Below are 26,251 nucleotides of genomic sequence, written 5' to 3'. Positions count from 1 at the left end.
TGAAGGTGCGTCAGTCAGTCAGTGGCTGGGTGTTGATGTGGTGGTGTCCGAATGACACACCCTACCCTCTGGTTGGGGAATTTTTGGGGTTATAGGCGATCGCCAATTGACAAGTCTCGGCAACTCATGGTAATATATAAGTATAAAGTTTATAATTGAAATTCATGCTTTTTTGAAATTATAGTCAATATCTCCATTATGATATAGACTATCACGGACGCGACCGAAAAGCAACCCCTCCCCCCAAAAAAAGGGATTTTTTTGACAAAACTTAACAAAACTTAACATTTTGGCGAAATAAGTGGGAGTGTTGCGGGTGATAAAGGCTAGACCTGGCGGTAGGGTTAGCACCCAATGCGGGAGTTATGAGATAGAGTGTGGTGCGTGTCAAATTTTCTTGTTGAGTAACTTCAGCCATTTGATGTAGGGGAACTACCCTAATTTTCTCATCAGGCCATCCCAGACGATAACAAATAGCGACCTGTGTTTGGGGGGGATAATGTGCGATTAACTTATCTTGGGCGGTAGCGACATGACGCGCACTGAGATAGAGACATAAACTAGCTTGATGGGCTGCTAAACTCGCCAACTCTTCTGAGGGAGGAACACCCGTAGCACGTCCACTGACGCGGGTTAAAATGATAGTCTGGACTAACTCAGGAATAGTTAACTCCAGCTTGAGTTTAGCGGCGGCATCTTGAAAAGCACTAATACCGGGGACTATTTCCAAATCAATACCCATCTCTAAGAGTTGGCGTATCTGTTCATAAATAGCCCCATATAGGCTAGGGTCTCCCGAATGTAGACGGACAACCGATCGCCCTTTTTGGACTCTATCTATCATAACAGGTAGGATATCCTCAAGGGTCAGATTAGCCGTGGGGATAATTTCTGCATCCTGACGCACACCGACTAACATTTGCGGGGGTATCAAGGAATCAGCAAACAGAATCACATCAGCTTGAGTCAAAAGTTTTTGGGCTTTAACTGTGAGCAATTCTGGGTCGCCTGGTCCTGCCCCTACAATGTACACCATTGGTGGCAATGATTCTCGGGTTGTGCCATTCATAGCAAAAATTTTTGCCATCCCAGTAATTTCATTCCGGATTATATCAGAGTTAGATGGTAACTAGGTATGGTAGATGCACCCTGGTAGATGCCCTGGAGAAAAACAAACTCCGGGGTCTTTTTTTCTTTTATCATTCTGGGAGGCTGTTGTCAACCAATGGCAACCAATGGCAACCAATGGCAACCTAGGGGACTTTGGTTGGGGTGGGTTGATGGCTAGAAATCAGATTTGACGACATCAGGTAAATGGCGTTGGAAAACATATAGCCATAGTAGACCTGCCATTCCCAATAGGATACCGCCGAAGCTAATCAATTGGGCTATTCTAAAGGGTCCTAACATAAGGCTATCAGTTCGGAGTGCTTCAATCCAAATTCGTCCAGAACTGTAGGCGATCGCATAAACTAAAAAAATGCTGCCTAACTTGAGGGGAGGCTTTTGTTGGAGGTCTCGGAAAAACAGGGTTAGCAGTAAGCCAAAGACGAGGAAATTCCAGATTGACTCATAGAGGAAAGTGGGATGAAAATACTGATAGTCCTGATAACCGAGAAGTCGGTAGGGGGGAGATATGTATAACTTCCAGGGTAAGTCTGTCGGACCGCCAAAGGCTTCGGAGTTAAAGAAATTTCCCCAGCGTCCGATAGCTTGACCTAAAATCAAGGCAGGTGCGACCAAATCAGCTAACAGCCAAAAGGAGACCTGATTAATTTTGGCAAAAATGAGCGCCGCGAGGATACCCCCGATAATTGCGCCATGAATAGCGATGCCACCTTTCCAAATGGCAATAATACTAGCGGGGTCGTTAGCATAATTCTGCCATTGAAAGGCAACATAGTAAAGTCGGGCGGCGGGAATTGCACCAATTATCAACCAAATCACCAAATCCCCCATTAACTCTGGGTTGACATGGCGGCGACTGGCGAGATATTGACAGAGGGTGACACCAATTAACACCGCCGAAGCAATTAGTAAACCATACCAGCGAATTGATATGGGACCGACTTCTAAGATGGTCGGTCCGGGAGAGGTAAATTGAAACCCGACAGGGAGATATTGAATGAGCATGGATTATTCGGGTAGTCCTGTACCATCAGTTTCCACAGCCTCGGTTTCTGTGGTAGCTTCGGGGGAAGTTTCCATAGTTGGGGAAGTGGGTGTCATTCCTGCCTGTAGTTTAATTTGATCTCTAAAGCCGGCGGGGGCTAAGTCTATGGCTTCCGCAAATAGTAACTCGGCATCTTCAGGATTACCCTGTTGTCTGAGTATGATAGCTTTAGCTAGGACGGGGCGGAAGTCTGACTCGCTATTTTTGATGGCTTCATCATAAACGGCGATCGCTTCTTGGTAACGTTGCTGTTCGGCGTAAACCTGCCCTAAGATTAGTTGGATGGAGATTTCGTCAATACTTCCGGCTTGGGCTTGATTAATCTGTGGTGCTGATTTGAGGGTGTCTTCTAATAAGCCAATAGCTGCTTCGGGTCGGTTTTGGGAAATCAGGAGGCTGACGAGTCCCTGTAGGGCTTGAACTTCTCCGGGTCGCTGTTCTAAAATCCTTCGATAGCTTTGAGCCGCACCTTCCGGATTGCCTGTATACTCTTGAGCTTGAGCTAATAGAATCCCATATTCTGGAGTTTCCGGGTGTAATTGCGCGAGTCGCTGTAAAGGTTCAACAACATCTGCGACCTGTCCTTGATCTTGACTGATTAACTCAAATTTAGCTTGCAGAAATCCCCGCAAGGCTGTCTCGTTATCGGGTTCCCTTTGTAAAACCAATTGATAGCCCCTGGCTTGGTCTTGGAGGTCTTGGAGTTGAGCGCCGCTAATATTGGAAACGGCGGTCTGATTCCCGGCGGACTCGGATGAATCGTTTCTGAACAGTCCTCCCAGCAAGGGGGCCATGGAAAATCCCACAAATGCGATTAGGGATAGCACTAAAATTACCCCAACCACGCCACGACGTTTATCTACCATAACTTCTAAATTCCTGCTTTCTCCCAGCTAATACCACTGCTAATCACATGGTAGCAGAATGGATCACCGGAATGGGTTACGGATTTCGCTTTTGTCTAATGGGATTTAGTACAATAAGCATATCGGCGTAATTGCTGTTAAATAGGCGATCGCCATAGTTATACCTGATGAGTTCTGATCTATCCTAGCCACCGATAGGTCTAGTTCTGTGGATGTGGAGTCGGTTTCTCGGGGTATTATCCACCCTAATATCTGACTTGATTAACGCAGAGGAGATTCTGATGGTAGTGTATCACCTAGAAAATCATGCCGTTTTCGGTATGGTATGTTTCTTCCACTTTGAGGTTTTATGAGTCCTTCTCCGAATAAATTTCCCCAAGTCCCCGCTTCCCCCCCTATCCCACCTCAACCAGGTGTTGAGCAACCAGAGGTGGAAAGTTCTCAAGTTCAACAGATAGATGATGCCACAGCGCCTAAGTTGTCTGAAAATACGCCGTTACCTACCCCCGATAATGATGTTAAACAGCTATCAGATGATAGCGATCGCTTAGTTCACCCTATACCTCCCCCTAGTGAGCCTCGCCAATATAGGGCGATCGGTTTGGTGCGCGGGTGTTATCATGCTTCCGGTGAACAGTTTACCCAAGGCGTTCTTCGCACTGTCGAGGGGGCGGAAATTGATGCGGTTCTGTTGGGACGGGTCATGAGTTTAGTTAAAAAACATATTGACCTGGAGGCTGAACATCTTTGGGTGGTTTATCCTCGCACTCGCCAGAAGCAAGATGATCTGCACGTGCAAATTATGGGAGTTTGGGAGCCTCAAACTTTGACTCAATCTGATGATGACTCTACGGAGATAGATAACATATCCCTCGATATTTCCCCGCAGTCTCAGGCTTTACCGGATATCGAACATGGTTATTTCTCCATTCGAGGTGAGATTGTTTATCAGTCTCAGGATGAACCTCAATATGCGATCGTCAAAATCCGACAATCCTCTCGCCATGAAAACGAAAAACCCAAGTTCTTTAAATTAAAATTACTGGGGATGGTCGGTCTCCGACCTGTCGGACATTTTATAGACCTTCATGCCCGTCTGATGGGTAATGATTTAGTGGTTGAGGAAAGCCACGATATCGGGGCTTTACCTATTAAGGGTAAAAGACCTTTTAAACCCGGTAAACCCAGGGACAGTTTCCCGCGATCGCCTCGTCCTGATACTAAGCCCCGCCGCACTCCCACGCCAAAACCTATTCCCCGAAAACCTCCTAAAACTCAAGATTAGTTAGACCCGCTAACCCCTTAGCACTCACAGTTAACAGTCCTCTCGGTCTGTCTAACATACTCAGGGACAATTCCTTGATTGTCCCTGATGCACATTTTGGTAATTTTGTCAACCCCCCCTCAAAACGCCGAAAAAAAACTCGTGCATCGCCAGCAAATTCACGAATCAGAGTGAGGGTTATGGGTGGGGTAGGTGAAGCGAGAAAATGCAGGTTTGAGGCGATCGCTTTCTACCGGAAATCGGCTACAGAGTCCCTATAGATACAACAAAGGTATTTTCACATATAACCTCATGTTATCAGAACCCCAAAACGGTGTCAAGTGCCGATTCTCTCGTGGCGAAAATGATGACTATTTTCACGGAAATTTGTGGTGACTGATTCAATGTTTAAAATTGTCTCCCGAAATCGATAAGTCACGGCTATGGCAACTGGCGGTTATGCACATTTTGGTAATTTTGTCAACCCCCCCTCAAAACGCCGACAAAAAACTCGTGCATCGCCAGCAAATTCACGAATCAGAGTGAGGGTTATGGGTGGGGTAGGTGAAGCGAGAAAATGCAGGTTTGAGGCGATCGCTTTCTACCGGAAATCGGCTACAGAGTCCCTATAGATACAACAAAGGTATTTTCACATATAACCTCATGTTATCAGAACCCCAAAACGGTGTCAAGTGCCGATTCTCTCGTGGCGAAAATGATGACTATTTTCACGGAAATTTGTGGTGACTGATTCAATGTTTAAAATTGTCTCCCGAAATCGATAAGTCACGGCTATGGCAACTGGCGGTTATTCACATTTGAGTAATTTTGTCAACCCCCCCTCAAAACGCCGAAAAAAAACTCGTGCATCGCCAGCAAATTCACGAATCAGAGTGAGGGTTATGGGTGGGGTAGGTGAAGCGAGAAAATGCAGGTTTGAGGCGATCGCTTTCTACCGGAAATCGGCTACAGAGTCCCTATAGATACAAAAAAGGTATTTTCACATACAGCCTGTTCAGAAATCATCTGATCACCTCTCAAAGTCCCTCTCCCTCTCTGGGAGAGGGATTTAGGGTGAGGGCAATGTATTAAGCGACTGGTGAACAAGCTGTATAACCATTAGTTATCAGAACCCCAAAACCCTGTCAAGTGCCGATTCTCTCGTGGCGCAAATGATGACTATTTACCCGGAAATTTGTGGTGACTGATTCAATGTTTAAAATTGTCTCCCGAAATAAATAAGTCACGGCTATGGCAACTGGCGGTTATGCACATTTGAGTAATTTTGTCAACCCCCCCTCAAAACGCCGAAAAAAAACTCGTGCATCGCCAGCAAATTCACGAATCAGAGTGAGGGTTATGGGTGGGGTAGGTGAAGCGAGAAAATGCAGGTTTGAGGCGATCGCTTTCTACCGGAAATCGGCTACAGAGTCCCTATAGATACAACAAAGGTATTTTCACATATAACCTCATGTTATCAGAACCCCAAAACCCTGTCAAGTGCCGATTCTCTCGTGGCGAAAATGATGACTATTTTCACGGAAATTTGTGGTGACTGATTCAATGTTTAAAATGGTCTCCCGAAATAAATAAGTCACGGCTATGGCAACTGGCAGATATGCACATTTGAGTAATTTTGTCAATCCCCCCTCAAAACGCCGAAAAAAAACTCGTGCATCGCCAGCAAATTCACGAATCAGAGTGAGGGTTATGGGTGGGGTAGGTGAAGCGAGAAAATGCAGGTTTGAGGCGATCGCTTTCTACCGGAAATCGGCTACAGAGTCCCTATAGATACAACAAAGGTATTTTCACATATAACCTCATGTTATCAGAACCCCAAAACCCTGTCAAGTGCCGATTCTCTCGTGGCGAAAATGATGACTATTTTCACGGAAATTTGTGGTGACTGATTCAATGTTTAAAATTGTCTCCCGAAATCGATAAGTCACGGCTATGGCAACTGGCGGTTATGCACATTTGAGTAATTTTGTCAACCCCCCCTCAAAACGCCGACAAAAAACTCGTGCATCGCCAGCAAATTCACGAATCAGAGTGAGGGTTATGGGTGGGGTAGGTGAAGCGAGAAAATGCAGGTTTGAGGCGATCGCTTTCTACCGGAAATCCGCTACAGAGTCCCTATAGATACAACAAAGGTATTTTCACATATAACCTCATGTTATCAGAAACCCAAAACGGTGTCAAGTGCCGATTCTCTCGTGACGCAAATGATGGCTATTTCCCCGGAAATTTGTGGTGACTGATTCAATGTTTAAAATTGTCTCCCGAAATAAATAAGTCACGGCTATGGCAACTGGCAGATATGCACATTTTGGTAATTTTGTCAACCCCCACTCAAAACGCCCAAAAAAAACTCGTGCATCGCCAGCAAATTCACGAATCAGAGTGAGGGTTATGGGTGGGGTAGGTGAAGCGAGAAAATGCAGGTTTGAGGCGATCGCTTTCTACCGGAAATCGGCTACAGAGTCCCTATAGATACAACAAAGGTATTTTCACATATAACCTCATGTTATCAGAAACCCAAAACGGTGTCAAGTGCCGATTCTCTCGTGACGCAAATGATGACTATTTACCCGGAAATTTGTGGTGACTGATTCAATATTTAAAATTGTCTGCCTAAATCGATAAGTGATGGCTATTGTCGGAGTAGGGGATAAAATCAATCTAAACGTATTTGAGAACCCCAAATATCTTGGGGGATAAAAGACCTGTCCATAGGGATAGGAGCGACAGGTTCAGTGAGGGTAAAATTGCCAGACTCTATCCATTCCTTGAGTTCCTCCGCGACCTGTCGAGAGCGGGAAATACTGGCGAGGGGGGCGGTGCGGACGGTTTTACCCTCAATTTGGATACGACCGCTTTTGAGTTGAGCGTATGTTACCAAACCGAAGGTCGGGCGAACCCGGCGGGGGATAGCAAAATCGACGACTGGCGCAACAATATCCTCATCAGCAATAGCAGCGCGCAAAACCACTTCTTCATTAAGCACAGGTAAAGGAATGCCAATGCCTAACATGAGAGAGGGTCCGTGTTGTTTAAAATAGCAGCCTCGCACCCAATAGGGGTTCATTTTTTTAGCATCACCGATAACGGCTAGGGTGGCGGCGGGTCCTATGGGTGTGCGGTTAGGTAATCTTTTTTGGATGGGGAAATGTTGGGTTCCTTCCCATGTGATATAACCAATTCCTCCCCCTAAAAAAATGCGAGTTCCTATGCCGATTAATTGTAGGTCGGGGTCATTGAATAGGGGAGATATCGCGCCAGAGTTGGAGTAAACTGCATTACCTAAAAATGGTTGTAGGGGTCCGAGGTAGGTAAATAAAGGCCGATCGCCACCATTAACGCCAATGATAAAATTCTGGTATAAATTGCGGGGATTAAATAGATAAAACTGGTTAATTGTATCTTTGTTAATCGAGGTTTCTAGGGAACTACGGGGGTAGCAGTCGGAGGGAGTCCCAACAGCTTGAAGATGGACGGTTTTTCCAGCGATTAAATCTTCGATAACATGACCGCCACCGCGATCGCTTGGTTCATCTCCTTCTTTCACCATTTGGGTAGCGCCAATATATATATCTACTGCCCCAAAACCACTGTAGGCGGGTACACCGTTAAGCCAGCAGGTGCGAATATTGATGGGGGGGTCTGTATGTCCGAGGTTGATAATTGCGCCGGAAGATTCCATGGGTTCAAAGGTTCCGGTGGTGATGACATCGACTTCTTCGGCGACTTGGCTGATGCTGGTTTCTTTGACTCTGGCTTTGAGTTCTTCGATGGTGCAGACAATGGCTTGCTGCTGATTGATTTTGTGGTTGATTTCGGCTATGGTTTTCACTGGTGATTATTCCTGGGATTATGCTCTGGGAGGGTTTCACTGGTTAAAAGTGAGGGTTGGTCGGCGACGGGTTTAAGGGGAGGGGGATTATCCCAAATATCTAGGATATCTCGGATCAGGATTTCTTTGATCAAAACTTGACCGACTACCGCGAGGGGAAAGGCTAACACGAGTCCGCCAAATCCGAAGAAGGTTAGGAAAAATCCTTGGGCGAGAAGGGTGATGGCTGGTAGTAGGGAGACTTGGTAAGCCATTAACGAGGGCATGATTACGGCGGTTTCGATTTGCTGGATGATGATATATAACATCACTACTAATGTGGCTTTCCAGGGAGAGTCTAAAAGGGCGATCGCCATTGGGGGAATGACGCTAACAGCAGGACCTATATTGGGAATTAGGTTCAGCAGTCCCGCGAGAATGGCATTGGCGAAAATTAAGGGGACTCTCAGTATCCACAAGCCGATTACTGTTAGCAGGGTGACACAAATCATGTTGAGTAGCGCACCGATTAGCCAACGACCTAGGGCTATTTCGCAAGTGTCTAGTATGTGGTTCATTCGCCTTCGGTAAAAGGCGGGAATTAGTTGTAAGCTACTGCGACGGTAGGCTTGGGGGTCGGCTAAAAGCATCATGGTCAGGACGAGGATTAATAATATGCTGACTAATCCTTCTACTGTGGTTCCCACCACGACACCAAAACCGCCGATTAGTTGATTACTCAGGGCTTGGGCTTGTTGGATAATTTGTTCGATGCGGATCTGTCTCAGGTCGCGACTGACTTCTGATAGATATTCCCGCAGGGGTCCGTTGAGGTCGGTGCGTAAATAGTCAATTAACAGGTTCAGCAGCTTTAGACCTTGTTCGAGACCAGCGGGGACCTGTTTGGCTAGTTGTTCTAATTGGTTGATTAGGGGGGGGACGACCAATAAAAAGCCGATGATAATCCCTAAGAAGAATAGACTAATCGACAGAAAAACGGCAAGCGATCGCGGTAGTTTCAGACGCTGGAATTGGCGGGTGAGACGGTTTAAGGCGGTGGCTAGGACGACGGCGGCGAAAATCATCAGCAGGGCTTGTTTAATCCGCCACAGGATATATATAGCGATTAAGAAAGCTGTGAAGCCTATCCATGTACCTAGGGTCATTGCGACTGTTCAGGGTGAGAGAATTTGCTTTTCTACAGGCGATCGCCTATAGAATAGTGATCTATGATATTAGATTATGTAGTGCGATTCCACTAAAGCCAGCCCGCCACCGATGACCAAACCCAGATATGATGAACAGGAAGATATATCTCGCCACGCAGCGGTAGATGAAGGATGCTGCGAAGATATGGAACGAAAATATGGGTGGAATCTTGTGCGAATTGAGGTAACCTCAGATCCTATCCTTGAGGTTGATTGCGTATTTCTGGGGAAAACGGAGTTTCCTCGGCGTTATAATGAAACTGAGAAGGAGGAAGATTGATGCGAAAATACATCATTTTTCGGGCTGATAAGGGTGAACCTGGTTGGAAAGAACGTAAACTCCAGCATACCCAGGGTTTAACTAGAATTTTGGCTGAACATTTCGACTCTTCTGATCAACCTATTCCTGAGTTGGGATATCGACCGAGGGAGTTTGTTCGTATTGATGGGTTGCATAATCCCACTGAACATGGCTACAGCACCCATTATCGCCAGGGGGACTGGGAAGTAACTAGGGTGGAAAGTTACACTCCTGATGTCTCTACGGCTGAGTTTGATATGATCGTGATCTGCTTTTGCAAGTATAGCCCTGTTAATGGTCCTGTGCAACCTATGCCAGAGCGTCGAGTCTCTATAGATAGTTTCGCTGGGGATGAGAAAGGGCTGGAGCAATGGCACGAGTCCCAAAAGAAACCGACTGAGGTTTAGCACCTCTCGGATCTGCTTATCTGTCTAGCCACATTCGCCACGAAAACAGAACCGCCAGCAGGGAAGAGGGGAAGAGAACCGCGAAAAGAGCGATCGCATTGGTTTCGGGAATGGCTAAATTTGGCCCGACATATTTGATCAGTAAGGATAGCCCTAGGGATAGGATCAGGATTTTGGTCACAAATAACAGTTTGTTGTCCATTTATATATAGAATGCCATGGGATGCGATCGCCTATATTTTACCAATTGGTGGCCGCCTTACACCCGAAGGCCATAGAGTCTGACACCCAGCCACCCTAACCGCCTTAGTCGGTATTCCCCACTGGGAGGGCGATACACGATTTTCCGGAAGAAATTAAAAAAAATTTTGCGGCAGGTGATATGATTTGCGATCGAAGTGGGTAAGTTAGAACTACAGAAAACAAATAACCTCTTTCACCCCGAGGAGAACGAATTATGAAGACTGAACTTAAAGCCAAATTCCTGCAACATATCTCTCAGAAAAAAAGAGACGGTGGTTTCACCTTAATCGAACTGTTAGTTGTAATCATCATTATCGGTATTTTGTCGGCGATCGCTCTGCCTTCCTTCTTAAACCAAGCTAACAAAGCCAGGGAGTCCGAAGCCAGAACATACGTTGGTTCCGTCAACCGGGCTCAACAAGCACGTTTGATGGAAGCTGGCGAGTTTACTACCGATTTAACTCAATTGGGTTTGGGTATCAGCAGCGTTACAGAAAACTACACTTATAATCTACTTGCTAATGCTACTGTTGGTGCGGTGGTTAATGCCAAAGGTGCTCCTAATCTCCGGGACTTTGGTGGCCTGGTCTGGGTAGGTAAAACCATAGGAAACGAAAGTACCACTTTGGCTAAACTGTGCGAAGCGAAAGCTGCAGACACCGAAGCAAGCTTTGCTGCGGGTAATAGTGACTGTGGAGCTAATTTTAGAGGAATTTAATAGATAATCCAGCAGTTTAGGTTTCAGATGGAGTCAGCTAGGGTCTTTAACCCCATTGTCAACTATAGCATTTAGCGATGGCATACGGTGGGACTGTTGAAGCAATAACTATATTGCCCTTGTTGATGATGAAATCAGAAACTGACACAACTTGAAATCAGGAAAAATAGGTAGTACATTAGTGCTACCTATTTTGTTTTATAATAGTTAATTGAGTTTATGGCTGGGACTATGATTGATAATCAGATATTGGAAAAGCATAAGAGTTTATCAGCAGAAGCTGATATTTGCTTGCAGAAAAGGGATTATCAACAAGCAGCCATTTTATATGAACAAGCCATCAATCTAAATCCAGACTACAAATATAATTACTGGAAACTGGGGCTAACCCTACTGCTACAGGAGCGGGAGGAAGAAGCCCAGACCACCTGGCTGGTAGCCATGAGCGATGGAGAACCAGAACAGATTGACCTGTGGACGATAGATTTACTCCAGGTGCTATCATCAGAAGCCGACGCACGAACCGTCGCCGAAGACTATTCCGTGGCTTGGGGGATTCGCCAACACATCCAGCAAATAAATCCCGATGATATTAATAATATATTACAGTTAATTGATTTATCAATTACCCTGAAAACCTATACCGTAAATGAGATCGCAGAATATGGACTGGTTCCGTTACTGCAACAGGAGTCCATCAATGTCAATCCAGATTTACTCCTGCACCTGTGGAAAAAACTCTTAGTTGTAGATGCAATTAATCCCCTATCTATGGAATTGGGACAGGCGCTGATTAACCATGTTGGTGAGCAACCGGAGTTTGTCACTAGCCTAATCCCTAAATTATACGATATTGCCTATTCCTTTGCGAAAACAAGTATAGCCAAGGGCTATGGAGAGTTATTGTTGAACCTGGCACCGAATCATCAAGAGTTGCTGAGGGCTTTGGCTCAATTTTGTATTCAATTAACCGAGTATGACGATGGCATTGAATATGCCAGACGTTCCTATCATCTCACTGAATCCCCAGATCAGCAAGCCCTGGATAGCAATTTTATGATCAGTGGTCTGATGTCTCAGGGGGGATGCACAAAGCAAGTGCGAGAGGTGGTAAAACATCAGGAATCATTGCTGGATGCTATGCTGAAAGACCCGCCCCTAAACTTGGGGACTGGGGTTATGCAGTTATATAATACCAACTTTTTCTTTCCTTATGTGAGAGATTGCCCTGCCGTAAACTCACAAACAAAGACTCAAGTTGCTCAAATTTGCCAAGCCAACTTAGAAACTGCTCTGGCAGAAAATATCGCCACATATCAAGCCCGGAATTTACAGAAACGCCATCAATCCGCGACCAATAAAACCCTAAAGATTGGTTATATATCTTATTGTTTCCGGCGGCATTCTGTGGGTTGGATATCTCGCTGGTTATTTCAACATCACGATCGCCATCAATTTGAAATTTATGCCTATATGATTGGGGCAGAAAATCGACAAGATGCTCTGCAAAACTGGTATGCAGAACAAGCCACCAAGTCTTATCAATATGGAATCGTCAGTACAGAAGTTGCCGAGCAAATTTCTGAAGACCAGATTGATATTCTCGTTGATTTAGATAGCCTGACATTAACCAATACCTGCGCCATTATGGCACTGAAACCCGCACCAGTACAAGTCACCTGGTTGGGATGGGATGCCTCTGCTATACCCACCGTTGACTATTTTATTGCCGACCCCTATGTTTTGCCAGAAAATGCCCAGGATTATTACTCAGAAACCATCTGGCGACTGCCTCAAACCTATGTGGCGGTCGGTGGCTTCGAGGTCGGCATTCCCAGTTTGCGAAGACAGGATATCAATATTCCCGAAAATGCCATTGTTTATTTTACCGCCCAAAGGGGGCCGAAATACAACCCAGAACTCGCCCAACTGCAAATGCAAATTCTGAAACAAGTACCCAATAGTTATCTAATGATTAAGGGATTCGATAAAGAGCAATCCATCGCTGGTCTGTTTTTTGAGTTAGCAGAAGAACAGGGAGTTAGTCGAGAACAGTTGCGACTGACAAGTCCAGTGTGGCTGGAGCAAACCCATCGCGCTAATTTACTTATAGCAGATGTGGTGCTGGATAGCTACCCCTACAACGGCGCAACCACCACCCTGGAAACCCTGTGGATGGGTATTCCTCTCGTGACTAGGGTAGGGGAACAGTTTGCAGCCCGCAATAGTTATACAATGATGATGAATGCTGGCATCACCGAGGGTATTGCTTGGACTGATGAGGAATATGTGGAGTGGGGGGTTCGTCTGGGAACCGATGAAAGACTGCGCCAGGATATCTCATGGAAATTACGCAAGTCTAGGCGGACTGCTCCTTTGTGGAATAGTAAGCAGTTCACGCGGGAGATGGAAAAAGCCTATCAGGAAATGTGGACAATATATACTAGCGGACAATCATAAATTATCAATTTTTCATGGGCTAATGACTCCCAGGAGTTGATGAGCCAGCATCAATTGAATTCAAGGATAATAGGTATTGTGAAAATGACCAGTGATTTAGTAGCCGAGATTCGTCAGCAAGCCGAAAAGTATCTCCATAATTGCCAATACCAGCAGGCGATTAGATATTATGAAGCAGCTATTGAGGCAGAACCTAATAATAAGTATTATTATTTTTATCTGGGTTTGATGTTGCTGCTAGAAGGTCAAGAGGAAGAAGCCCAAATCACCTGGTTGTTAGCTATCAATGAGGAAGATATAGAACCGGTTGAGTATTGGAGTAATGAATTAAGTAATATTCTCTACCAAGAAGCTAATCGGCAAGCCCAATTAGAAAATCATCAATTAGCCTGGGTGATTCGCCAACATCTTAGAGAACTGAATCCCACAGACATTCATAATTTGCTGGCTTTAATTGATTTGTCAATTGCCATTAATGCCTATACCCCAGATATCATCAAAGACTATGGAATTATTGACATCTTACAAAATAGCTCCTTGAGTGCAAATATTAATCAGGAGTTATTAATCAGAGTTACCGAAAAAGTCTTGCAGGTTGCCACCCTAGAACCCTCATCTTTAGAGTTGCTAACAGCGATGATACCTTATGTTACTAGTGAGGAAAAATTTATCAGAGTCATTATAGATATGACCTTTGATTTAGCCCGTACCGCACATCAACATTTAAAAGCCATAGAGTTATGCCAGATAGGTTTACAGTTAGCACCAAGAAGTAGAGAATTACTGAATTCTCTTGCTGCACTATTTACTGATATAGGGGACTATCCCCAAGGCATAGAATATGCTAAACGTGCCTATTCAGTGGTGGAAACTATACCGGAAAAACTGTGCCAAAGTTTCACCATTCTCAAAGCCCTACTCACTGCGGGTGGATACTGGGATGAACTGTGGGATGTTGTTGAACAACACAAGTTATTAATTGACCAATTGATTGTTGAACATCCTAAGAATCTGGGAACTTCATCAATGGGGGTTGGTCTTTATACAACCTCTTTTTATTTTCCCTATATAGTCGATAATCCTCGGGAAAATCTCTCGATGAGAAAACAAATTTGTCAGGTATGTCAATCTAACGTGGAAATAGCCTTTCCGCAGCTAATTACCAAATTTCGGGGTCGCCATACAAGTTTGCGGCAGGGGGTACAACCATCCCCAAGGAAACTAAAGATTGGGTATGTTTCATCTTGTTTGAGGAGGCACTCGGTCGGTTGGCTGGCTCGTAGTTTATGGAAATATGGCGATCGCCATAACTTTGAAATTTACACTTACATGACCGAATACAGAGTTTTTTACGATCCGATTCAAGAATGGTATATTGCTAACTCTGACCACATACATAAATATAGTTCTGTCAAGATAGACTTAGCCGAGCAAATTTATGCTGATCAAATAGATATCCTAGTGGATATGGATAGCTTGACCACTTCCAATATGAGTGCGATAATGGCACTCAAACCAGCTCCCATACAAGTGACTTGGCTCGGTTGGGATGCTTCAGCAGTGCCAACAGTTGATTATTTTATTGCTGATCCCTATGTGTTGCCAGAAAATGCTCAAGAATATTATCAGGAAACTATCTGGAGGCTACCTCAAACCTATTTAGCTGTGGATGGTTTTGAAGTATCTGTACCCACCATGACCCGTGCTGATTTAGAAATTCCTGATGATGCAATAGTTTATCTAGGGTTGCAAAGAGGCCCTAAGTACAATCCCCACATCGCCAAGTTGCAATTGGAGATTTTAAGGGAAGTTCCCAATAGTTATTTTCTGGTCAAGGGATTTGGTCAACAAGATTCTTTAAATCAGTTCTTTTTTGACATCGCCAATCAACAAGGAATAACTAGGGAGAGAATTAAATTTATTACGCCCGTAAAATTGGAAGAAGAACATCGTGCTAATTTACTTATAGCAGATGTGGTGCTGGATACCTACCCCTACAACGGCGCAACCACCACCATGGAAACCCTGTGGATGGGTATTCCTCTGGTGACTAGGGTAGGGGAACAGTTTGCAGCCCGCAATAGTTATACCATGATGATGAATGCTGGTATCACCGAGGGTATTGCTTGGACTGATGAGGAATATGTGGAGTGGGGGGTTCGTCTGGGAACGGATGAAAGGTTGCGCCAAGATATCTCCTGGAAACTACGCAAGTCTAGGCGGACTGCTCCTTTGTGGAATGGCAAGCAGTTTACCCGCGACATGGAAAAAGCCTATCAGGAAATGTGGCAGCGGTATATTGACGGTGGCAGTTGTTAGCATATACGCTATTATAGCTCTCTGTTAAATTATATGGAGATTCAATCCCAATGTCAACCATAAATGAATCGGACCTACAACGGAAAATTCGCGAGCAGTTCGACTTTACCCTGTATCCTAGAATCCCTATAGAGACATCCCCCAAGACTGATTATGAACGCCTTTATATTCATAACTTGCTGACTCCCTATTATCTGAGAAACCAACAGGTTATTCAAACCGAAGGTAAAGTTATTTTAGATGCTGGCTGTGGTAGTGGATATAAGGCGTTGGCATTAGCATTAGCTAATCCTGGTGCGAAAATCGTGGGTATTGACATCTCCGAAAAGTCCGTAGAAGCCTCCCGCGATAGATTGAAATATCATGGCATAGAAAATGCCGAATTTCATGCTATGTATATTGAGGAACTACCCAGCTTGGGTTGGGAGTTTGACTATATCAATAACGATGAAGTTCTCTACTTACTACCGGATATCGTAGAAGGGTTGCAAGCCATGAAATCGGTGCTGAAACCCGATGGTATTATTAGAACCAATCTACACAGTGCTTTCCAACGCCAAAACTATTTGAAATTCCAGGAATTTTTTAAAATGATTGGGTTAATGGATGAACAACCCGGAGAAATGCAGATGGAAATGGCGCGAGAAACCATGAAATCTCTGAAAGACCAGGTATTGCTTAAACAGCAAGCCTGGAATACACAAAATACAGAATCCGAAGAATGTCTTTTAAGTAATCATCTATTGCTGGGTGATAAAGGTTTCACTATCCCGGATGTTTTTGCGGCTTTGAAAGCTGCTGATTTAGAGTTTATCAGTATGTTAAATTGGCGACATTGGGAAATTATGGATTTGTTTAAGGATGAAGATGATTTACCTGTTTTTCTCGGGTTGGGTTTAGCGGAAATGTCTACGGAAGACAGGTTACATTTATTTGAACTCCTGCAACCCATGCACCGTTTATTAGATTTTTGGTGTGGTCATCCTCACCAGGGTAAAGATTTTATCCCCGTGTCGGAATGGAGTGATTCGGACTGGGAAACCGCCAGAGTCAGCCTACATCCTCAGTTAGCTAACCCCCAGTCCCGGGAAGATTTAATTAATTGCATTACCAACCACAAACCCTTTGAGATTAGCAAGTATATCAGGTTACCTGTTTTTCTACCAATTCATCTGGATAGTGGCATAGCAGCTTGTTTATTGCCACTGTGGGAGAGGGTTTGCACTATTGAGGAGTTAGTGCAGCGGTGGCAGCAAATTCGACCCATAGACCCCATTACCCTAGAACCTGTTAGCCAGGAAAAAGCCAGGGATGAAATTAAGGAGTTATTAGACACCCTAGACCCATTTTTATATGTGCTGTTAGAACGTTGTGGCTAAACTCTTACAAACCGTAGGTTGGGTGAAACGCAGTGAAACCCAACATCATATCAACTGGTGAAGAAACCGGGTTTCTCAGCCGAAACGGTGGGGCGGGTTTATGAATATAGTCGTCGGGAATTGATAATTGACAGCAGAACCCGCCCCTTTCTCCCCCAGAGGTCAAGAAACCCGGTTTCTCAGCCGAAACGGTAGGGCGGGTTTATGAATATAGTCGTCGGGAATTGATAATTGACAGCAGAACCCGCCCCTTTCTCCCCCAGAGGTCAAGAAACCCGGTTTCTCAAAGAAACCGGGTTTCTCAGCCGAAACGGTAGGGCGGGTTTATGAATATAGTCGTCGGGAATTGATAATTGACGGCAGAACCCGCCCCTACAATTAATTATTAATTATTCATTATTAATTATTACACATATCGTAGACGCACCGCTTTCTCCCCCAGAGGTCAAGAAACCCGGTTTCTCAAAGAAACCGGGTTTCTCAGCCAAACGGTAGGGCGGGTTTATGAATATGGTCGTGGGGAATTGATAATTGACGGCAGAACCCGCCCCTACAATTAATTATTAATTATTCATTATTAATTATTACACATATCGTAGACGCACCGCTTTCTCCCCCAGAGGTCAAGAAACCCGGTTTCTCAAAGAAACCGGGTTTCTCAGCCAAACGGTAGGGCGGGTTTATGAATATGGTCGTGGGGAATTGATAATTGACGGCAGAACCCGCCCCTACAATATAAACGGTGGGGCGGGTTTATGAATATAGTCGTGGGGAATTGATAATTGACGGCAGAACCCGCCCCTACAATTAATTATTAATTATTCATTATTAATTATTACACATATCGTAGACGCACCGCTTTCTCCCCCAGAGGTCAAGAAACCCGGTTTCTCAAAGAAACCGGGTTTCTCAGCCGAAACGGTAGGGCGGGTTTATGAATATAGTCGTCGGGAATTGATAATTGACGGCAGAACCCGCCCCTACAATATAAACGGTAGGGCGGGTTTATTAATATAGTCGTGGGGAATTGATAATTGACGGCAGAACCCGCCCCTACAATTAATTATTAATTATTCATTATTAATTATTACACATATCGTAGACGCACCGCTTTCTCCCCCAGAGGTCAAGAAACCCGGTTTCTTTGAGAAACCGGGTTTCTCAGCCAAACGGTAGGGCGGGTTTATGAATATGGTCGTGGGGAATTGATAATTGACGGCAGAACCCGCCCCTACAATATAAACGGTAGGGCGGGTTTATTAATATAGTCGTGGGGAATTGATAATTGACGGCAGAACCCGCCCCTACAATTAATTATTAATTATTCATTATTAATTATTACACATATCGTAGACGCACCGCTTTCTCCCCCAGAGGTCAAGAAACCCGGTTTCTCAAAGAAACCGGGTTTCTCAGCCAAACGGTAGGGCGGGTTTATGAATATGGTCGTGGGGAATTGATAATTGACGGCAGAACCCGCCCCTACAATATAAACGGTGGGGCGGGTTTATGAATATAGTCGTGGGGAATTGATAATTGACGGCAGAACCCGCCCCTACAATTAATTATTAATTATTAATTATTAATTATTAATTATTAATTATTATCCGGTTCAACTACCGGAATAATATCAGCCTTGAGGTTATTAATTACTTCCTGATTTTCATGGTCTAATTTAATCCGACCCTGTAACTTAGACATTAAAGCCGACCACTGCATGGGACTCAACTCGCCAATTAACAAAATTTCTGGCCCGCCATCAAATTCTATTTCCTCCTCCATTAACAAGTTCATAGCCACACTAGATAACACTAAATCAGCCTCTTCTGGGGTAATGTTGCTGTTATCTATCAATAGGGTCATCTCGGCTTTATCGGGATGATTAACCAGGGTTTTAATCACCGCTTGTAATTCTAATCCGACAGTTTCTTCTGGTTGTGACCAGTCGGGGAAAATGATAAAATTCAGATTACTAAGTTTGAAGAGTTCCCAAGTACCATTCTCTAGCTCAACTGCTTGACAATGTTTAATATAATCAATTTGGAACTCTTGGATACCTTCTAGTGAAACTTGTTGAGTTATTTCTTTATTCTCAGACTCCAGCGTGATTTTAGCATCCAAACAATTTATCAAAGATACCCACTGCGTTTTAGTTAACTTTCCTAACAATTGAATCTCTGGTCCCCCTTCAACCTGTAAATCTTCCTCCATAAGAAGACCCATAATTATGCTAGATAGGGCTATATCTGCCTGCTCATCGGAAATGTTGCTATTGTCTATCAAAAGACACATCTGACTTTTATCTGGATGAGTGGCGATCGCCTTAATGACTTGAGCCAAATCTTCCGCCACAGAATCTTCTGGTTGATTCCAATCTGGAAAGACAATTAAGTTAATATCTTTAAGATTGAGGTGATCAAGTGCCTGAGATTGCTCTGATATAGCAGCTTCTATGCCTTGCAGCATTTGTTGGGCAGGTGCAAAATCGGGTGCAAAATTTAAGACATCAAATAAAGCGCGTTGGGCTAAATCCAGAGCGTCTATTTTGGCTGCTACCTGTGCTAAATACCAAAACACACGCCAATGATTGCATCCGTTCTCAATAGCTGCCGCAAATTCTGAAATTGCCTGTTGATTGAGACTAAGAGCGTGCATAACTAATCCGCGCCATAATCTTAAATAACCATCTTCTGGGTAATGATCTGCATATTGAGAAAAACTCCCCTCACCTCTGGAAAGCAATGTTGAAGATTGGGCAATATTTTTTTCTGCCTTAAATAGCCTTTGAATGTTTTGTGATGTCATACTGATGCTAAAATCAGTAACTATTTCATCAATAGATTCGACAAATAATTGGGACCCTAAAAACTTCTGGTCAACTCCCACTACATCTAAAATAGAAACAGGTTTATCCAGAAAACTATATTCTCTGGGAAACCCCCACTGCCTAGTTTGCTTAGGTAATTCCATTAGTTTTTCGTAAATGGGATTGAGTTCCTTGGCAGCATTTTCAGCACCAAAAATTTGCTTGGCATACTCTCTGGCGTTATCTCCCAATCTAGATCGTTCTTCTGGATGATGATATAAATATTCAAGTGCTTGGCTATATTCTAATTCGCTATCAACCACTAAACCTGTATAATTATTCATGACCAAACTTCTGATGCCACCATGAGGAAATACTACAGGTGGCACTCCCCCATACATTACTTCCTGCAAATTTAATTCAGCCGCTGCATAAGTATCTTCGCAAAGAGGATACCCATAAACATCAAACTTTTCTATTTCTGATTTGATATCTTCAACAAAGCCACGGAAATTAAATTTTTCCGAAGCACCGAGTTGCTCCGCTTCTTGTTTCAAGAAGTTGTGAATACCTCCGCCACATACTACAAACTTCACATGAGGAATGTTAGCAGCCGCACTCATTGAGACATAATTGCGGTGCATTTTGCTAAAACTGACACTACCTATGTAGCCAACATTAAAGGTATCGTGTGGTTTGGGCTGCACGTCAGCAACTCTAGCAAAATCGGCAGCATCATAAACCATACCCACTTTTTTTAATTTCACTTCGGGGGGTAAGTTCTCGAATACTGGCAGTTTGCGCGAGTAGGGATTGCAAGGTATGGCAAAATCTGCATAATCTACTAAATCCCTAGTAATAACTTGCGGTGGGTGTTCTCCGGCAATATGAAACCAAATTAATAAGCGCGTTGCGGGCAATTCCGAGCGCAGAAACTCGCACATTTGGGGATTATTCCAATAATGAATATGTACGATATCTGCTTTTTCCATTTCCGAACAAATTTCTTCTCGCTTGGTTGTATTGACCACACTTAGCCCTTCTTTTATAGCCATGTCAGCCATAAATGGATCGGCTTCAGTTAGAGAAGCTACACTGTGTTGAAAATTAGCTAGTTTCAAGGAATATTTAGCCGTTGCAATAGTGGCGCGAGAAGCACCACCATTGCATAGCCAGGGAATGATATGAAGGACTTTAATAGGTTCCATACTTTGAAAATTTAATTATAAGGTTTGCGATAGACTTTGACTGTCGAAAATACTCGTGGAATAATCGGCAAATAAGCTTGACTTTGGGTTGGGTCTGTCGGATATAATAATGGAATTTCAATCTTTTCGCAACCATATTCATCTTCCATTAATTCCTGACAGGCTTGCCTGATGCCCGGTTCCTTGCCGCCATGATGAAACAAGATAGCCTCACGATTTTCCTCATTAAGAGGGGGTAAATAGTCGTGAAAAACCATGATTCCACCTGGTGCTAGGATGGTAAAGTAATTGGCAATATCTTGTCGTACTCCTTCATAAGTATGATCGCCATCTACAAAGATAAAAGGCGGAAAATTACCATCTATCTCGCACAGTTGTCTCAGTTGATCTACAGCTTGGTGAGAAAACATCCGTAGGTGAGTAACTTCATTTTGCAACTGTTGGAGAACTTGTTGCAACTGTGGATGTAGTCCCGGCTCGATCGCAAAACCTTGTATTTCAGTATGAGACCGCTTCAATGCCCTGTAATTTAAAAATAAGGAACTGCCAGCAAAAGACCCAATTTCAATAAACCGTAAAGGAGATGACGTTTCTGGCAGCAGTTGGCGTAGGGAATAGTACAGTTGAAAGCGCTCGTTGCGCGACATTTGACTTTGAATTCCATATACCACCGGATCGTCTTCCTTAAACTCTTCCACCAACAAAGGTTGAAATACTGGATTGACCGGGTACTTGTTGGGACACTGGAACCAAACCCCTGTACCATCAATTGGGTTAATGTTAAACTTAAGTTGGCGATCGCTTTCAAATTCATGGAATGCCTGGCGGCAACCTTCCCAGTGACCGTAGTCATCTACTTGGATGAACCCATTATCAGAAACGCGATCGTATAAGTTATGGAGAATTGCTTTTGTCGATTCGTACCAATCACCATCCATGTGCAAAAGAGCAAGCATACCGACTCTGTTTCGCATAATGGGCAGAGTATCTTGGAAATACCCTTTCACAGTTTGTACAAGATTTCCCACCCCCAGTTTAGAACAAATTTCTCGCGTACTAGCTTCTGGAGCCGCACAAGTTCCTGTTCCCCAACCCGTTAACTCAGCAGACACGCCATAAGACTTATCTTCTGCTGTGGGGCTAGGCATCCCTTCAAAAGAATCAAAAGCATATAACCAACGGGGTTGTTTGGTATATCGTTTGATAACTGCAGCCATTAATGCAGTGGAACCTCCAGCCGCCACGCCACATTCGGCAAAGTTACCCGGAATGTTTTCTAAGCATACACGCTTTGTTAAACAGAACAAAGAATATAAGCGTGCTTCGCTTAACATAGTGTAGGGACGGATTAATCCCAATAATTCCTGAAATTCTGTATCTCCTACCCGGCTTGAAAGGATTTGCGGGTATTGTTCCTGAATTTGGTTGCGAAGATTTTGAGCTTCAGTATTATTTGGGAAATATCGTAGTTCTTCATATAAAGATTGCCACGCTGCTGCTGGTTGATTCATTTTGATGAAGCAGGTAGCCCGTAAATAATCTAGTCCTACTGTTGGTTGCTTTAATGATTTTGCTTGGTTCAATAAATTAAAAGCTAGAACCACTTCATCATTATTGATCGCCTGAACCGCTTGTTGCATTAAATCTCCCACTTTTCCAGGTCTAATTTCTTGGAGTAACAATTTAGCTTTTCTGTGGTCAGGTATGACAGCTAACAAACGTTCCAGGATGCCGACGGCTTGATTAGGTTGTCCTAGTTTAGCTAGAGCAACTGCTTTCCCATAGTTAATATACAACCTGTCTGGAAAACTAACGATCGCTTCTTCAAACAACATCAAAGCCTGTTGATTGTTGTTAGCATTTAATTCTTTAACAGCTTCTTCTATTAAAATTTCTTTAGATTCTTGCGGTTTTTGCTGAGAAGCTTTACCACCGAAAATAGTTTTTTCGGTAAAATTATCTGCTTTAGTATTGCGGATTATAAATGGAGGATGTTTGAGAGGAAAATTCATGGCTTCTGTGGGCATATTCGCCAATTTACTTCCTACGTCTCTGGTATGGGAAGCATCAGAAGTAAAGCCAATATTAGAAACTAAGTTAGCATTTGGAAGAATGCTTAGACCATTATTAACTAAGCAAGTAAATTGCCAAACATAATCCCAAGTGTTAAATCCTTCGTAAACCTGTTGAAAAATATTAGACCAAAATCTTTGGGCATCATTATCTTGTAAAATGTTAGAAAGCAAATCAGCATTTTTTACCTGTGGCCACAAGCTCATTTCACTATCATACTTCTGCCACGCCCGTCGCCAACTTGCCCAACCCCAACAATGGGCATAGTAAGAAAAATAGTAACTATATTCAGTTTGATTTTGTCCAAACTGAAAATTGTCACCCGAAATAAACATTACTCGCTCGTCGTCGCGATATCGTTCTAACAATTCCTGACAAAAGCGAAAGAAGGTGGGGTGGGGTAAACAATCATCTTCTAAAACAATGGCTTCCTCTACATTGTTAAATAGCCATGTCAAACCGCTCGATATTCGTTTCCTTACCCCTAAATTCACCGTAGAATAGTTAGTGAAAACTTCGCAATCCCAGTCAACGCGATTAATGATAGCCCTCGCTGCCGCACATTTCTCAGCTTCCCCAGTTTTTTCTGGACGCGGGCCATCGGCAATAACAAATAACTTAGGAGGTTTAACCTCCCGTATTGCTTCAAAGACTTTCTCTGTGGTCTCCGGTCTATTGAATAGGATTAAGCACACTGGTCTATTTAACTGCCATTTCTTATCCATACTTGTATAATTATTTTTAGGTCTAGGATGAGTCACTTGAAAACAGGCAGGTCCCAAACAAGACTCCTTCTCGCTAGGTAATTCTCCTCTCTCTAATAACTGAGTATCTTTAAAAAATACTGAAGTACAGTTTTTGTAAGTGTAGCCCGCGATGGTGCCGTAGAAATCTATTCTTTTATATCCATTAAATGCCAAGAACTCGATTCCTCGATCGTAGCTGTAATCATCAGTATTGTCAAAAATAATAAACCCCGTATCTTTCAGCTTGCTTAAGCTTAATTCTACACATTTATTTCTATTCTTACCATCTATAATAATTACGTCAAAGTAGTTATTTGAATATCTACTGATTTCGGCTGCGTATTCTTCTTCTTGAGCGCTGAGACTTAATTCTACATTTTTAGGCATTTTTTCTTGAATATAAGAAAACCAATTGCGATCGCTTTCAACCGAAATTACCTTTAATACTCTTTCAGCCCACCACAATGTTGATTGCCCGCTGCCGTATTCAAAAACTTTAAAATCTGATGAAATCTTGTTTTCTATAAACTCTATCGCCGGATAGGTGTACCAAGGAATAGGTTGCGAATCAAAATTGATAGGAACGCCAGTCGCTAAAGACTTGATCCAGCCTGATGATTCTAAATAATTTATACCTGAAGGTAAGTTTTTTGAAACTTCAGACCAATCTACAGACAAAATAATACTATGGGCTAGGTTAATACCCATTCCACTCTTGAGTAAATCAGAGTGATTAGTAATTAATTCTTTATATAATTGCGCTGCTTCTTTAAATTTGCCTTGCTTAAATAATTCTTGAGCTTTTTCTAATTCACCTAATACTCGATCCTCTGACATTTTTGATTCCTCAGAATAATTCATAATTTTTTGTTCCTGTTTACTTTGATGTTGCTGTGATGAGGAATAATTGTTCCTTTATGAGATAGTCCTCCAGCTTCCTTTAGGGACTTTTCGTAATCTGGAGTTTCTATGGCTGACCAAGATTTAACACCTAGATAATTAAACACAAACTCTTCTGGTAAGCTCCCTCCCACTTCCAGAACATCTTTACCTTCAAAACCAACTATATTTTGGCATATGTGAGCAAAAGAAACGTGATAACTAAGATTAAACTTAGCTTGACATTCAGCAATGTTAGATTCAGTTAATTTATGGATCATTTGTTACATTTTATGATTCTACATAAACTGGTTATAGTCTTTCTTTATGATATAGCTAGTCAGAATAGCTGTTACAAATTATACCACGAAAATTATTCCTCCTTAACTATGACTGCTTTCACTACCTTGAGTAGCTAAAATCACATACCTGGCTATTCTACCACACCATGGCAAAAAAGCGATCGCCTTCCCGCCACTGAAACAACACTTAACATTCCTCCAACCTTTCCGCCAACTCTCGTAACCCCTGGACAAACTGCCGCACTTCCGACTCGAAACAATGCCAGACTTGAGAATAGCCTTGCACAAGATCTTCCACCCGTTCCGTCTCCAGTTCAAAACCGTAGATATTGCGGACGATATGACGAAAACCGAGATACTCCCGGAGACTCTGCACCGTTTCCGAACTCAGAACTGGGGGGAGTCCTTCTCGTTCCACACTCATGCGGTTGAGCAGTCGCTTGTGCCAATCAAAACTCGAAGGTAACGCGCCATTGAGTTCAGAAACAATCAATTGAAAAATCCTCTCGCAGCCTGTATAAAAATTATGCAATTTCAGTGCTAAACTCTCATAAAAAACCCCCGATAGTGTCGGATAGCGATCGATTTCCTGGCGCACTTGAACGATCGCATTTTCCAACTCTCCCAAACGCGCTAACTCTAGTTCAATATCCGTCGCTAACTCCTGTAACTCACTGGGACTAACCTGCCTCATAAACACATTCCCCTGTTTGCAATACTCGATCGCGAAAATGTGGCTCTAAATCCTCAAAAGGTTTCAAATCCACCCATCGCCGCGTTAAGTCATTCGCCTCCGCCACCGCCAAAAAATAATCTTTTTTTCTCAACCCTTCCACCGCCAAATCAATATCAGAAGTTTCCCTAAACCTCCCCCTAACTAACGACCCGAATAGGATAACCCGCCTCACTCCAAACTGACTCACCAGCATTTCTACAATTGTATCCACATCCGATCGCGCCTGGTTGACTAATTTTTTATTTTGCGCCGCCTGCTGCGTCATTCGTTGTTTCCAATAGGCTAGGCGATCGCTATTCACAAATTCCTGATTCATCATCTTTCCCCCACA

Annotated in this window: 27 protein-coding genes; 16 read left to right on the top strand and 11 right to left on the bottom strand. The window is 43.4% G+C overall.

The window, feature by feature from the left end:
- Positions 1–271: 271 nt before the first annotated feature.
- The 3 genes from cobM to HFV01_RS11345 form a co-directional block, all read right to left on the bottom strand.
- A complete protein-coding gene (gene cobM / locus HFV01_RS11355; RefSeq protein WP_187758577.1) occupies positions 272–1,069 on the bottom strand; it encodes a precorrin-4 C(11)-methyltransferase in 798 nt (265 codons plus the stop codon).
- 215 nt (positions 1,070–1,284) lie between these two features.
- Positions 1,285–2,133, bottom strand: coding sequence for a prolipoprotein diacylglyceryl transferase (lgt, locus tag HFV01_RS11350; protein WP_006625257.1), 849 nt, complete (start codon positions 2,131–2,133; stop codon positions 1,285–1,287).
- Between the two features lie 3 nt (positions 2,134–2,136).
- Complete coding sequence (locus HFV01_RS11345; protein ID WP_006625256.1) at positions 2,137–3,039, bottom strand: tetratricopeptide repeat protein; 903 nt, start codon at positions 3,037–3,039, stop codon at positions 2,137–2,139.
- 349 nt (positions 3,040–3,388) lie between these two features.
- Here HFV01_RS11345 and patR point away from each other — a divergent pair, with 349 nt between their 5' ends.
- From patR to HFV01_RS11305, 10 genes are all read left to right on the top strand, one after another.
- Entirely contained in the window at positions 3,389–4,324 is a 936-nt protein-coding gene (gene patR / locus HFV01_RS11340; RefSeq protein WP_006625255.1) for a heterocyst master regulator PatR, read from the top strand.
- A gap of 192 nt (positions 4,325–4,516) precedes the next feature.
- A complete protein-coding gene (locus tag HFV01_RS11335; RefSeq protein WP_108614862.1) occupies positions 4,517–4,699 on the top strand; it encodes a hypothetical protein in 183 nt (60 codons plus the stop codon).
- 18 nt (positions 4,700–4,717) lie between these two features.
- Complete coding sequence (locus tag HFV01_RS30485) at positions 4,718–4,849, top strand: hypothetical protein (RefSeq protein ID WP_318286241.1); 132 nt, start codon at positions 4,718–4,720, stop codon at positions 4,847–4,849.
- 18 nt (positions 4,850–4,867) lie between these two features.
- Entirely contained in the window at positions 4,868–5,050 is a 183-nt protein-coding gene (locus tag HFV01_RS11330) for a hypothetical protein (RefSeq protein ID WP_108614862.1), read from the top strand.
- 168 nt (positions 5,051–5,218) lie between these two features.
- Positions 5,219–5,395, top strand: coding sequence for a hypothetical protein (locus HFV01_RS11325; protein ID WP_193521098.1), 177 nt, complete (start codon positions 5,219–5,221; stop codon positions 5,393–5,395).
- Between the two features lie 280 nt (positions 5,396–5,675).
- Positions 5,676–5,858, top strand: a complete 183-nt coding sequence (locus HFV01_RS11320; RefSeq protein WP_072053698.1) for a hypothetical protein — start codon at positions 5,676–5,678, stop codon at positions 5,856–5,858.
- A 168-nt stretch (positions 5,859–6,026) separates the two neighbouring features.
- A complete protein-coding gene (locus HFV01_RS11315) occupies positions 6,027–6,209 on the top strand; it encodes a hypothetical protein (protein WP_072053698.1) in 183 nt (60 codons plus the stop codon).
- A gap of 168 nt (positions 6,210–6,377) precedes the next feature.
- Positions 6,378–6,560, top strand: a complete 183-nt coding sequence (locus tag HFV01_RS11310) for a hypothetical protein (RefSeq protein ID WP_108614861.1) — start codon at positions 6,378–6,380, stop codon at positions 6,558–6,560.
- An 18-nt stretch (positions 6,561–6,578) separates the two neighbouring features.
- On the top strand, positions 6,579–6,710 hold the full coding sequence (locus tag HFV01_RS30480) for a hypothetical protein (RefSeq protein WP_318286240.1): 132 nt from the start codon (positions 6,579–6,581) through the stop codon (positions 6,708–6,710).
- 18 nt (positions 6,711–6,728) lie between these two features.
- Positions 6,729–6,911, top strand: coding sequence for a hypothetical protein (locus HFV01_RS11305; RefSeq protein ID WP_193521097.1), 183 nt, complete (start codon positions 6,729–6,731; stop codon positions 6,909–6,911).
- Positions 6,912–6,980: 69 nt separating this feature from the next.
- Here the strand turns inward: HFV01_RS11305 and HFV01_RS11300 are convergent, their stop codons facing one another.
- Both HFV01_RS11300 and HFV01_RS11295 read right to left on the bottom strand, forming a co-directional pair.
- Entirely contained in the window at positions 6,981–8,156 is a 1,176-nt protein-coding gene (locus tag HFV01_RS11300; RefSeq protein WP_006625251.1) for a homocysteine biosynthesis protein, read from the bottom strand.
- Positions 8,153–9,301 (bottom strand): AI-2E family transporter, encoded by a 1,149-nt coding sequence (locus HFV01_RS11295; protein ID WP_006625250.1) that lies wholly within the window; start codon positions 9,299–9,301, stop codon positions 8,153–8,155. Before HFV01_RS11295 ends, HFV01_RS11300 begins: the two co-directional genes overlap by 4 nt.
- A gap of 112 nt (positions 9,302–9,413) precedes the next feature.
- On the opposite strand from HFV01_RS11295, the gene HFV01_RS11290 reads away from it, so the two are divergent.
- Together HFV01_RS11290 and HFV01_RS11285 are read left to right on the top strand one after the other, a co-directional pair.
- A complete protein-coding gene (locus HFV01_RS11290) occupies positions 9,414–9,623 on the top strand; it encodes a hypothetical protein (protein WP_006625248.1) in 210 nt (69 codons plus the stop codon).
- Complete coding sequence (locus HFV01_RS11285; RefSeq protein WP_006670389.1) at positions 9,623–10,051, top strand: hypothetical protein; 429 nt, start codon at positions 9,623–9,625, stop codon at positions 10,049–10,051. Before HFV01_RS11290 ends, HFV01_RS11285 begins: the two co-directional genes overlap by 1 nt.
- 16 nt (positions 10,052–10,067) lie before the next feature.
- Here the strand turns inward: HFV01_RS11285 and HFV01_RS11280 are convergent, their stop codons facing one another.
- Positions 10,068–10,232 carry a hypothetical protein gene (locus tag HFV01_RS11280; protein ID WP_235720273.1) on the bottom strand — a complete coding sequence of 55 codons (165 nt, stop codon included), beginning with the start codon at positions 10,230–10,232 and terminating at the stop codon, positions 10,068–10,070.
- A 276-nt stretch (positions 10,233–10,508) separates the two neighbouring features.
- Here HFV01_RS11280 and HFV01_RS11275 point away from each other — a divergent pair, with 276 nt between their 5' ends.
- The 4 genes from HFV01_RS11275 to HFV01_RS11260 all read left to right on the top strand — a co-directional run bounded on the left by HFV01_RS11275 (position 10,509) and on the right by HFV01_RS11260 (position 17,170).
- A complete protein-coding gene (locus HFV01_RS11275) occupies positions 10,509–11,012 on the top strand; it encodes a type IV pilin-like G/H family protein (protein ID WP_193521096.1) in 504 nt (167 codons plus the stop codon).
- A gap of 231 nt (positions 11,013–11,243) precedes the next feature.
- A complete protein-coding gene (locus HFV01_RS11270; RefSeq protein WP_193521277.1) occupies positions 11,244–13,472 on the top strand; it encodes an O-linked N-acetylglucosamine transferase, SPINDLY family protein in 2,229 nt (742 codons plus the stop codon).
- Between the two features lie 84 nt (positions 13,473–13,556).
- Positions 13,557–15,791 (top strand): O-linked N-acetylglucosamine transferase, SPINDLY family protein, encoded by a 2,235-nt coding sequence (locus HFV01_RS11265; protein WP_193521095.1) that lies wholly within the window; start codon positions 13,557–13,559, stop codon positions 15,789–15,791.
- A 50-nt stretch (positions 15,792–15,841) separates the two neighbouring features.
- Positions 15,842–17,170: a class I SAM-dependent methyltransferase gene (locus HFV01_RS11260; protein WP_193521094.1), complete on the top strand. Its 1,329-nt coding sequence runs from the start codon at positions 15,842–15,844 to the stop codon at positions 17,168–17,170.
- A 1,596-nt stretch (positions 17,171–18,766) separates the two neighbouring features.
- Here HFV01_RS11260 and HFV01_RS11250 read toward each other — a convergent pair.
- The 5 genes from HFV01_RS11250 to HFV01_RS11230 all read right to left on the bottom strand — a co-directional run bounded on the left by HFV01_RS11250 (position 18,767) and on the right by HFV01_RS11230 (position 26,239).
- Positions 18,767–21,184, bottom strand: coding sequence for a glycosyltransferase family 4 protein (locus HFV01_RS11250; protein ID WP_008051345.1), 2,418 nt, complete (start codon positions 21,182–21,184; stop codon positions 18,767–18,769).
- 11 nt (positions 21,185–21,195) lie between these two features.
- Positions 21,196–24,864, bottom strand: a complete 3,669-nt coding sequence (locus HFV01_RS11245) for a TylF/MycF/NovP-related O-methyltransferase (RefSeq protein WP_193521093.1) — start codon at positions 24,862–24,864, stop codon at positions 21,196–21,198.
- The gene (locus tag HFV01_RS11240; RefSeq protein WP_008051350.1) at positions 24,861–25,163 is read right to left on the bottom strand and encodes a hypothetical protein; all 303 of its coding nucleotides are present in this window, start codon (positions 25,161–25,163) and stop codon (positions 24,861–24,863) included. The genes HFV01_RS11245 and HFV01_RS11240 overlap by 4 nt, the downstream gene beginning before the upstream one ends.
- Positions 25,164–25,371: 208 nt before the next feature.
- The gene (locus HFV01_RS11235) at positions 25,372–25,878 is read right to left on the bottom strand and encodes a ribonuclease toxin HepT-like protein (RefSeq protein ID WP_006625239.1); all 507 of its coding nucleotides are present in this window, start codon (positions 25,876–25,878) and stop codon (positions 25,372–25,374) included.
- Positions 25,865–26,239: a nucleotidyltransferase family protein gene (locus HFV01_RS11230; protein WP_006625238.1), complete on the bottom strand. Its 375-nt coding sequence runs from the start codon at positions 26,237–26,239 to the stop codon at positions 25,865–25,867. The genes HFV01_RS11235 and HFV01_RS11230 overlap by 14 nt, the downstream gene beginning before the upstream one ends.
- Between the last annotated feature and the right edge of the window lie 12 nt (positions 26,240–26,251).

Origin of the sequence: Limnospira fusiformis SAG 85.79, assembly GCF_012516315.1 — a bacterium.
GTDB lineage: Bacteria > Cyanobacteriota > Cyanobacteriia > Cyanobacteriales > Microcoleaceae > Limnospira > Limnospira fusiformis.
The sequence above is the reverse complement of the archived record's forward strand: the minus strand, read 5'-3'. Positions and strand labels throughout refer to the sequence as shown.

Excerpts from the sequence above, each read along its gene's own strand:
- cobM (WP_187758577.1), bottom strand. The coding sequence starts at position 1,069 with ATGAATGGCACAACCCGAGAATCATTGCCACCAATGGTGTACATTGTA.
- lgt (WP_006625257.1), bottom strand. The coding sequence starts at position 2,133 with ATGCTCATTCAATATCTCCCTGTCGGGTTTCAATTTACCTCTCCCGGA.
- HFV01_RS11345 (WP_006625256.1), bottom strand. The coding sequence starts at position 3,039 with ATGGTAGATAAACGTCGTGGCGTGGTTGGGGTAATTTTAGTGCTATCC.
- patR (WP_006625255.1), top strand. The coding sequence starts at position 3,389 with ATGAGTCCTTCTCCGAATAAATTTCCCCAAGTCCCCGCTTCCCCCCCT.
- HFV01_RS11295 (WP_006625250.1), bottom strand. The coding sequence starts at position 9,301 with ATGACCCTAGGTACATGGATAGGCTTCACAGCTTTCTTAATCGCTATA.
- HFV01_RS11290 (WP_006625248.1), top strand. The coding sequence starts at position 9,414 with ATGACCAAACCCAGATATGATGAACAGGAAGATATATCTCGCCACGCA.
- HFV01_RS11285 (WP_006670389.1), top strand. The coding sequence starts at position 9,623 with ATGCGAAAATACATCATTTTTCGGGCTGATAAGGGTGAACCTGGTTGG.
- HFV01_RS11275 (WP_193521096.1), top strand. The coding sequence starts at position 10,509 with ATGAAGACTGAACTTAAAGCCAAATTCCTGCAACATATCTCTCAGAAA.
- HFV01_RS11270 (WP_193521277.1), top strand. The coding sequence starts at position 11,244 with ATGATTGATAATCAGATATTGGAAAAGCATAAGAGTTTATCAGCAGAA.
- HFV01_RS11265 (WP_193521095.1), top strand. The coding sequence starts at position 13,557 with ATGACCAGTGATTTAGTAGCCGAGATTCGTCAGCAAGCCGAAAAGTAT.
- HFV01_RS11260 (WP_193521094.1), top strand. The coding sequence starts at position 15,842 with ATGTCAACCATAAATGAATCGGACCTACAACGGAAAATTCGCGAGCAG.
- HFV01_RS11250 (WP_008051345.1), bottom strand. The coding sequence starts at position 21,184 with ATGGAACCTATTAAAGTCCTTCATATCATTCCCTGGCTATGCAATGGT.
- HFV01_RS11245 (WP_193521093.1), bottom strand. The coding sequence starts at position 24,864 with ATGAATTATTCTGAGGAATCAAAAATGTCAGAGGATCGAGTATTAGGT.
- HFV01_RS11240 (WP_008051350.1), bottom strand. The coding sequence starts at position 25,163 with ATGATCCATAAATTAACTGAATCTAACATTGCTGAATGTCAAGCTAAG.
- HFV01_RS11235 (WP_006625239.1), bottom strand. The coding sequence starts at position 25,878 with ATGAGGCAGGTTAGTCCCAGTGAGTTACAGGAGTTAGCGACGGATATT.
- HFV01_RS11230 (WP_006625238.1), bottom strand. The coding sequence starts at position 26,239 with ATGATGAATCAGGAATTTGTGAATAGCGATCGCCTAGCCTATTGGAAA.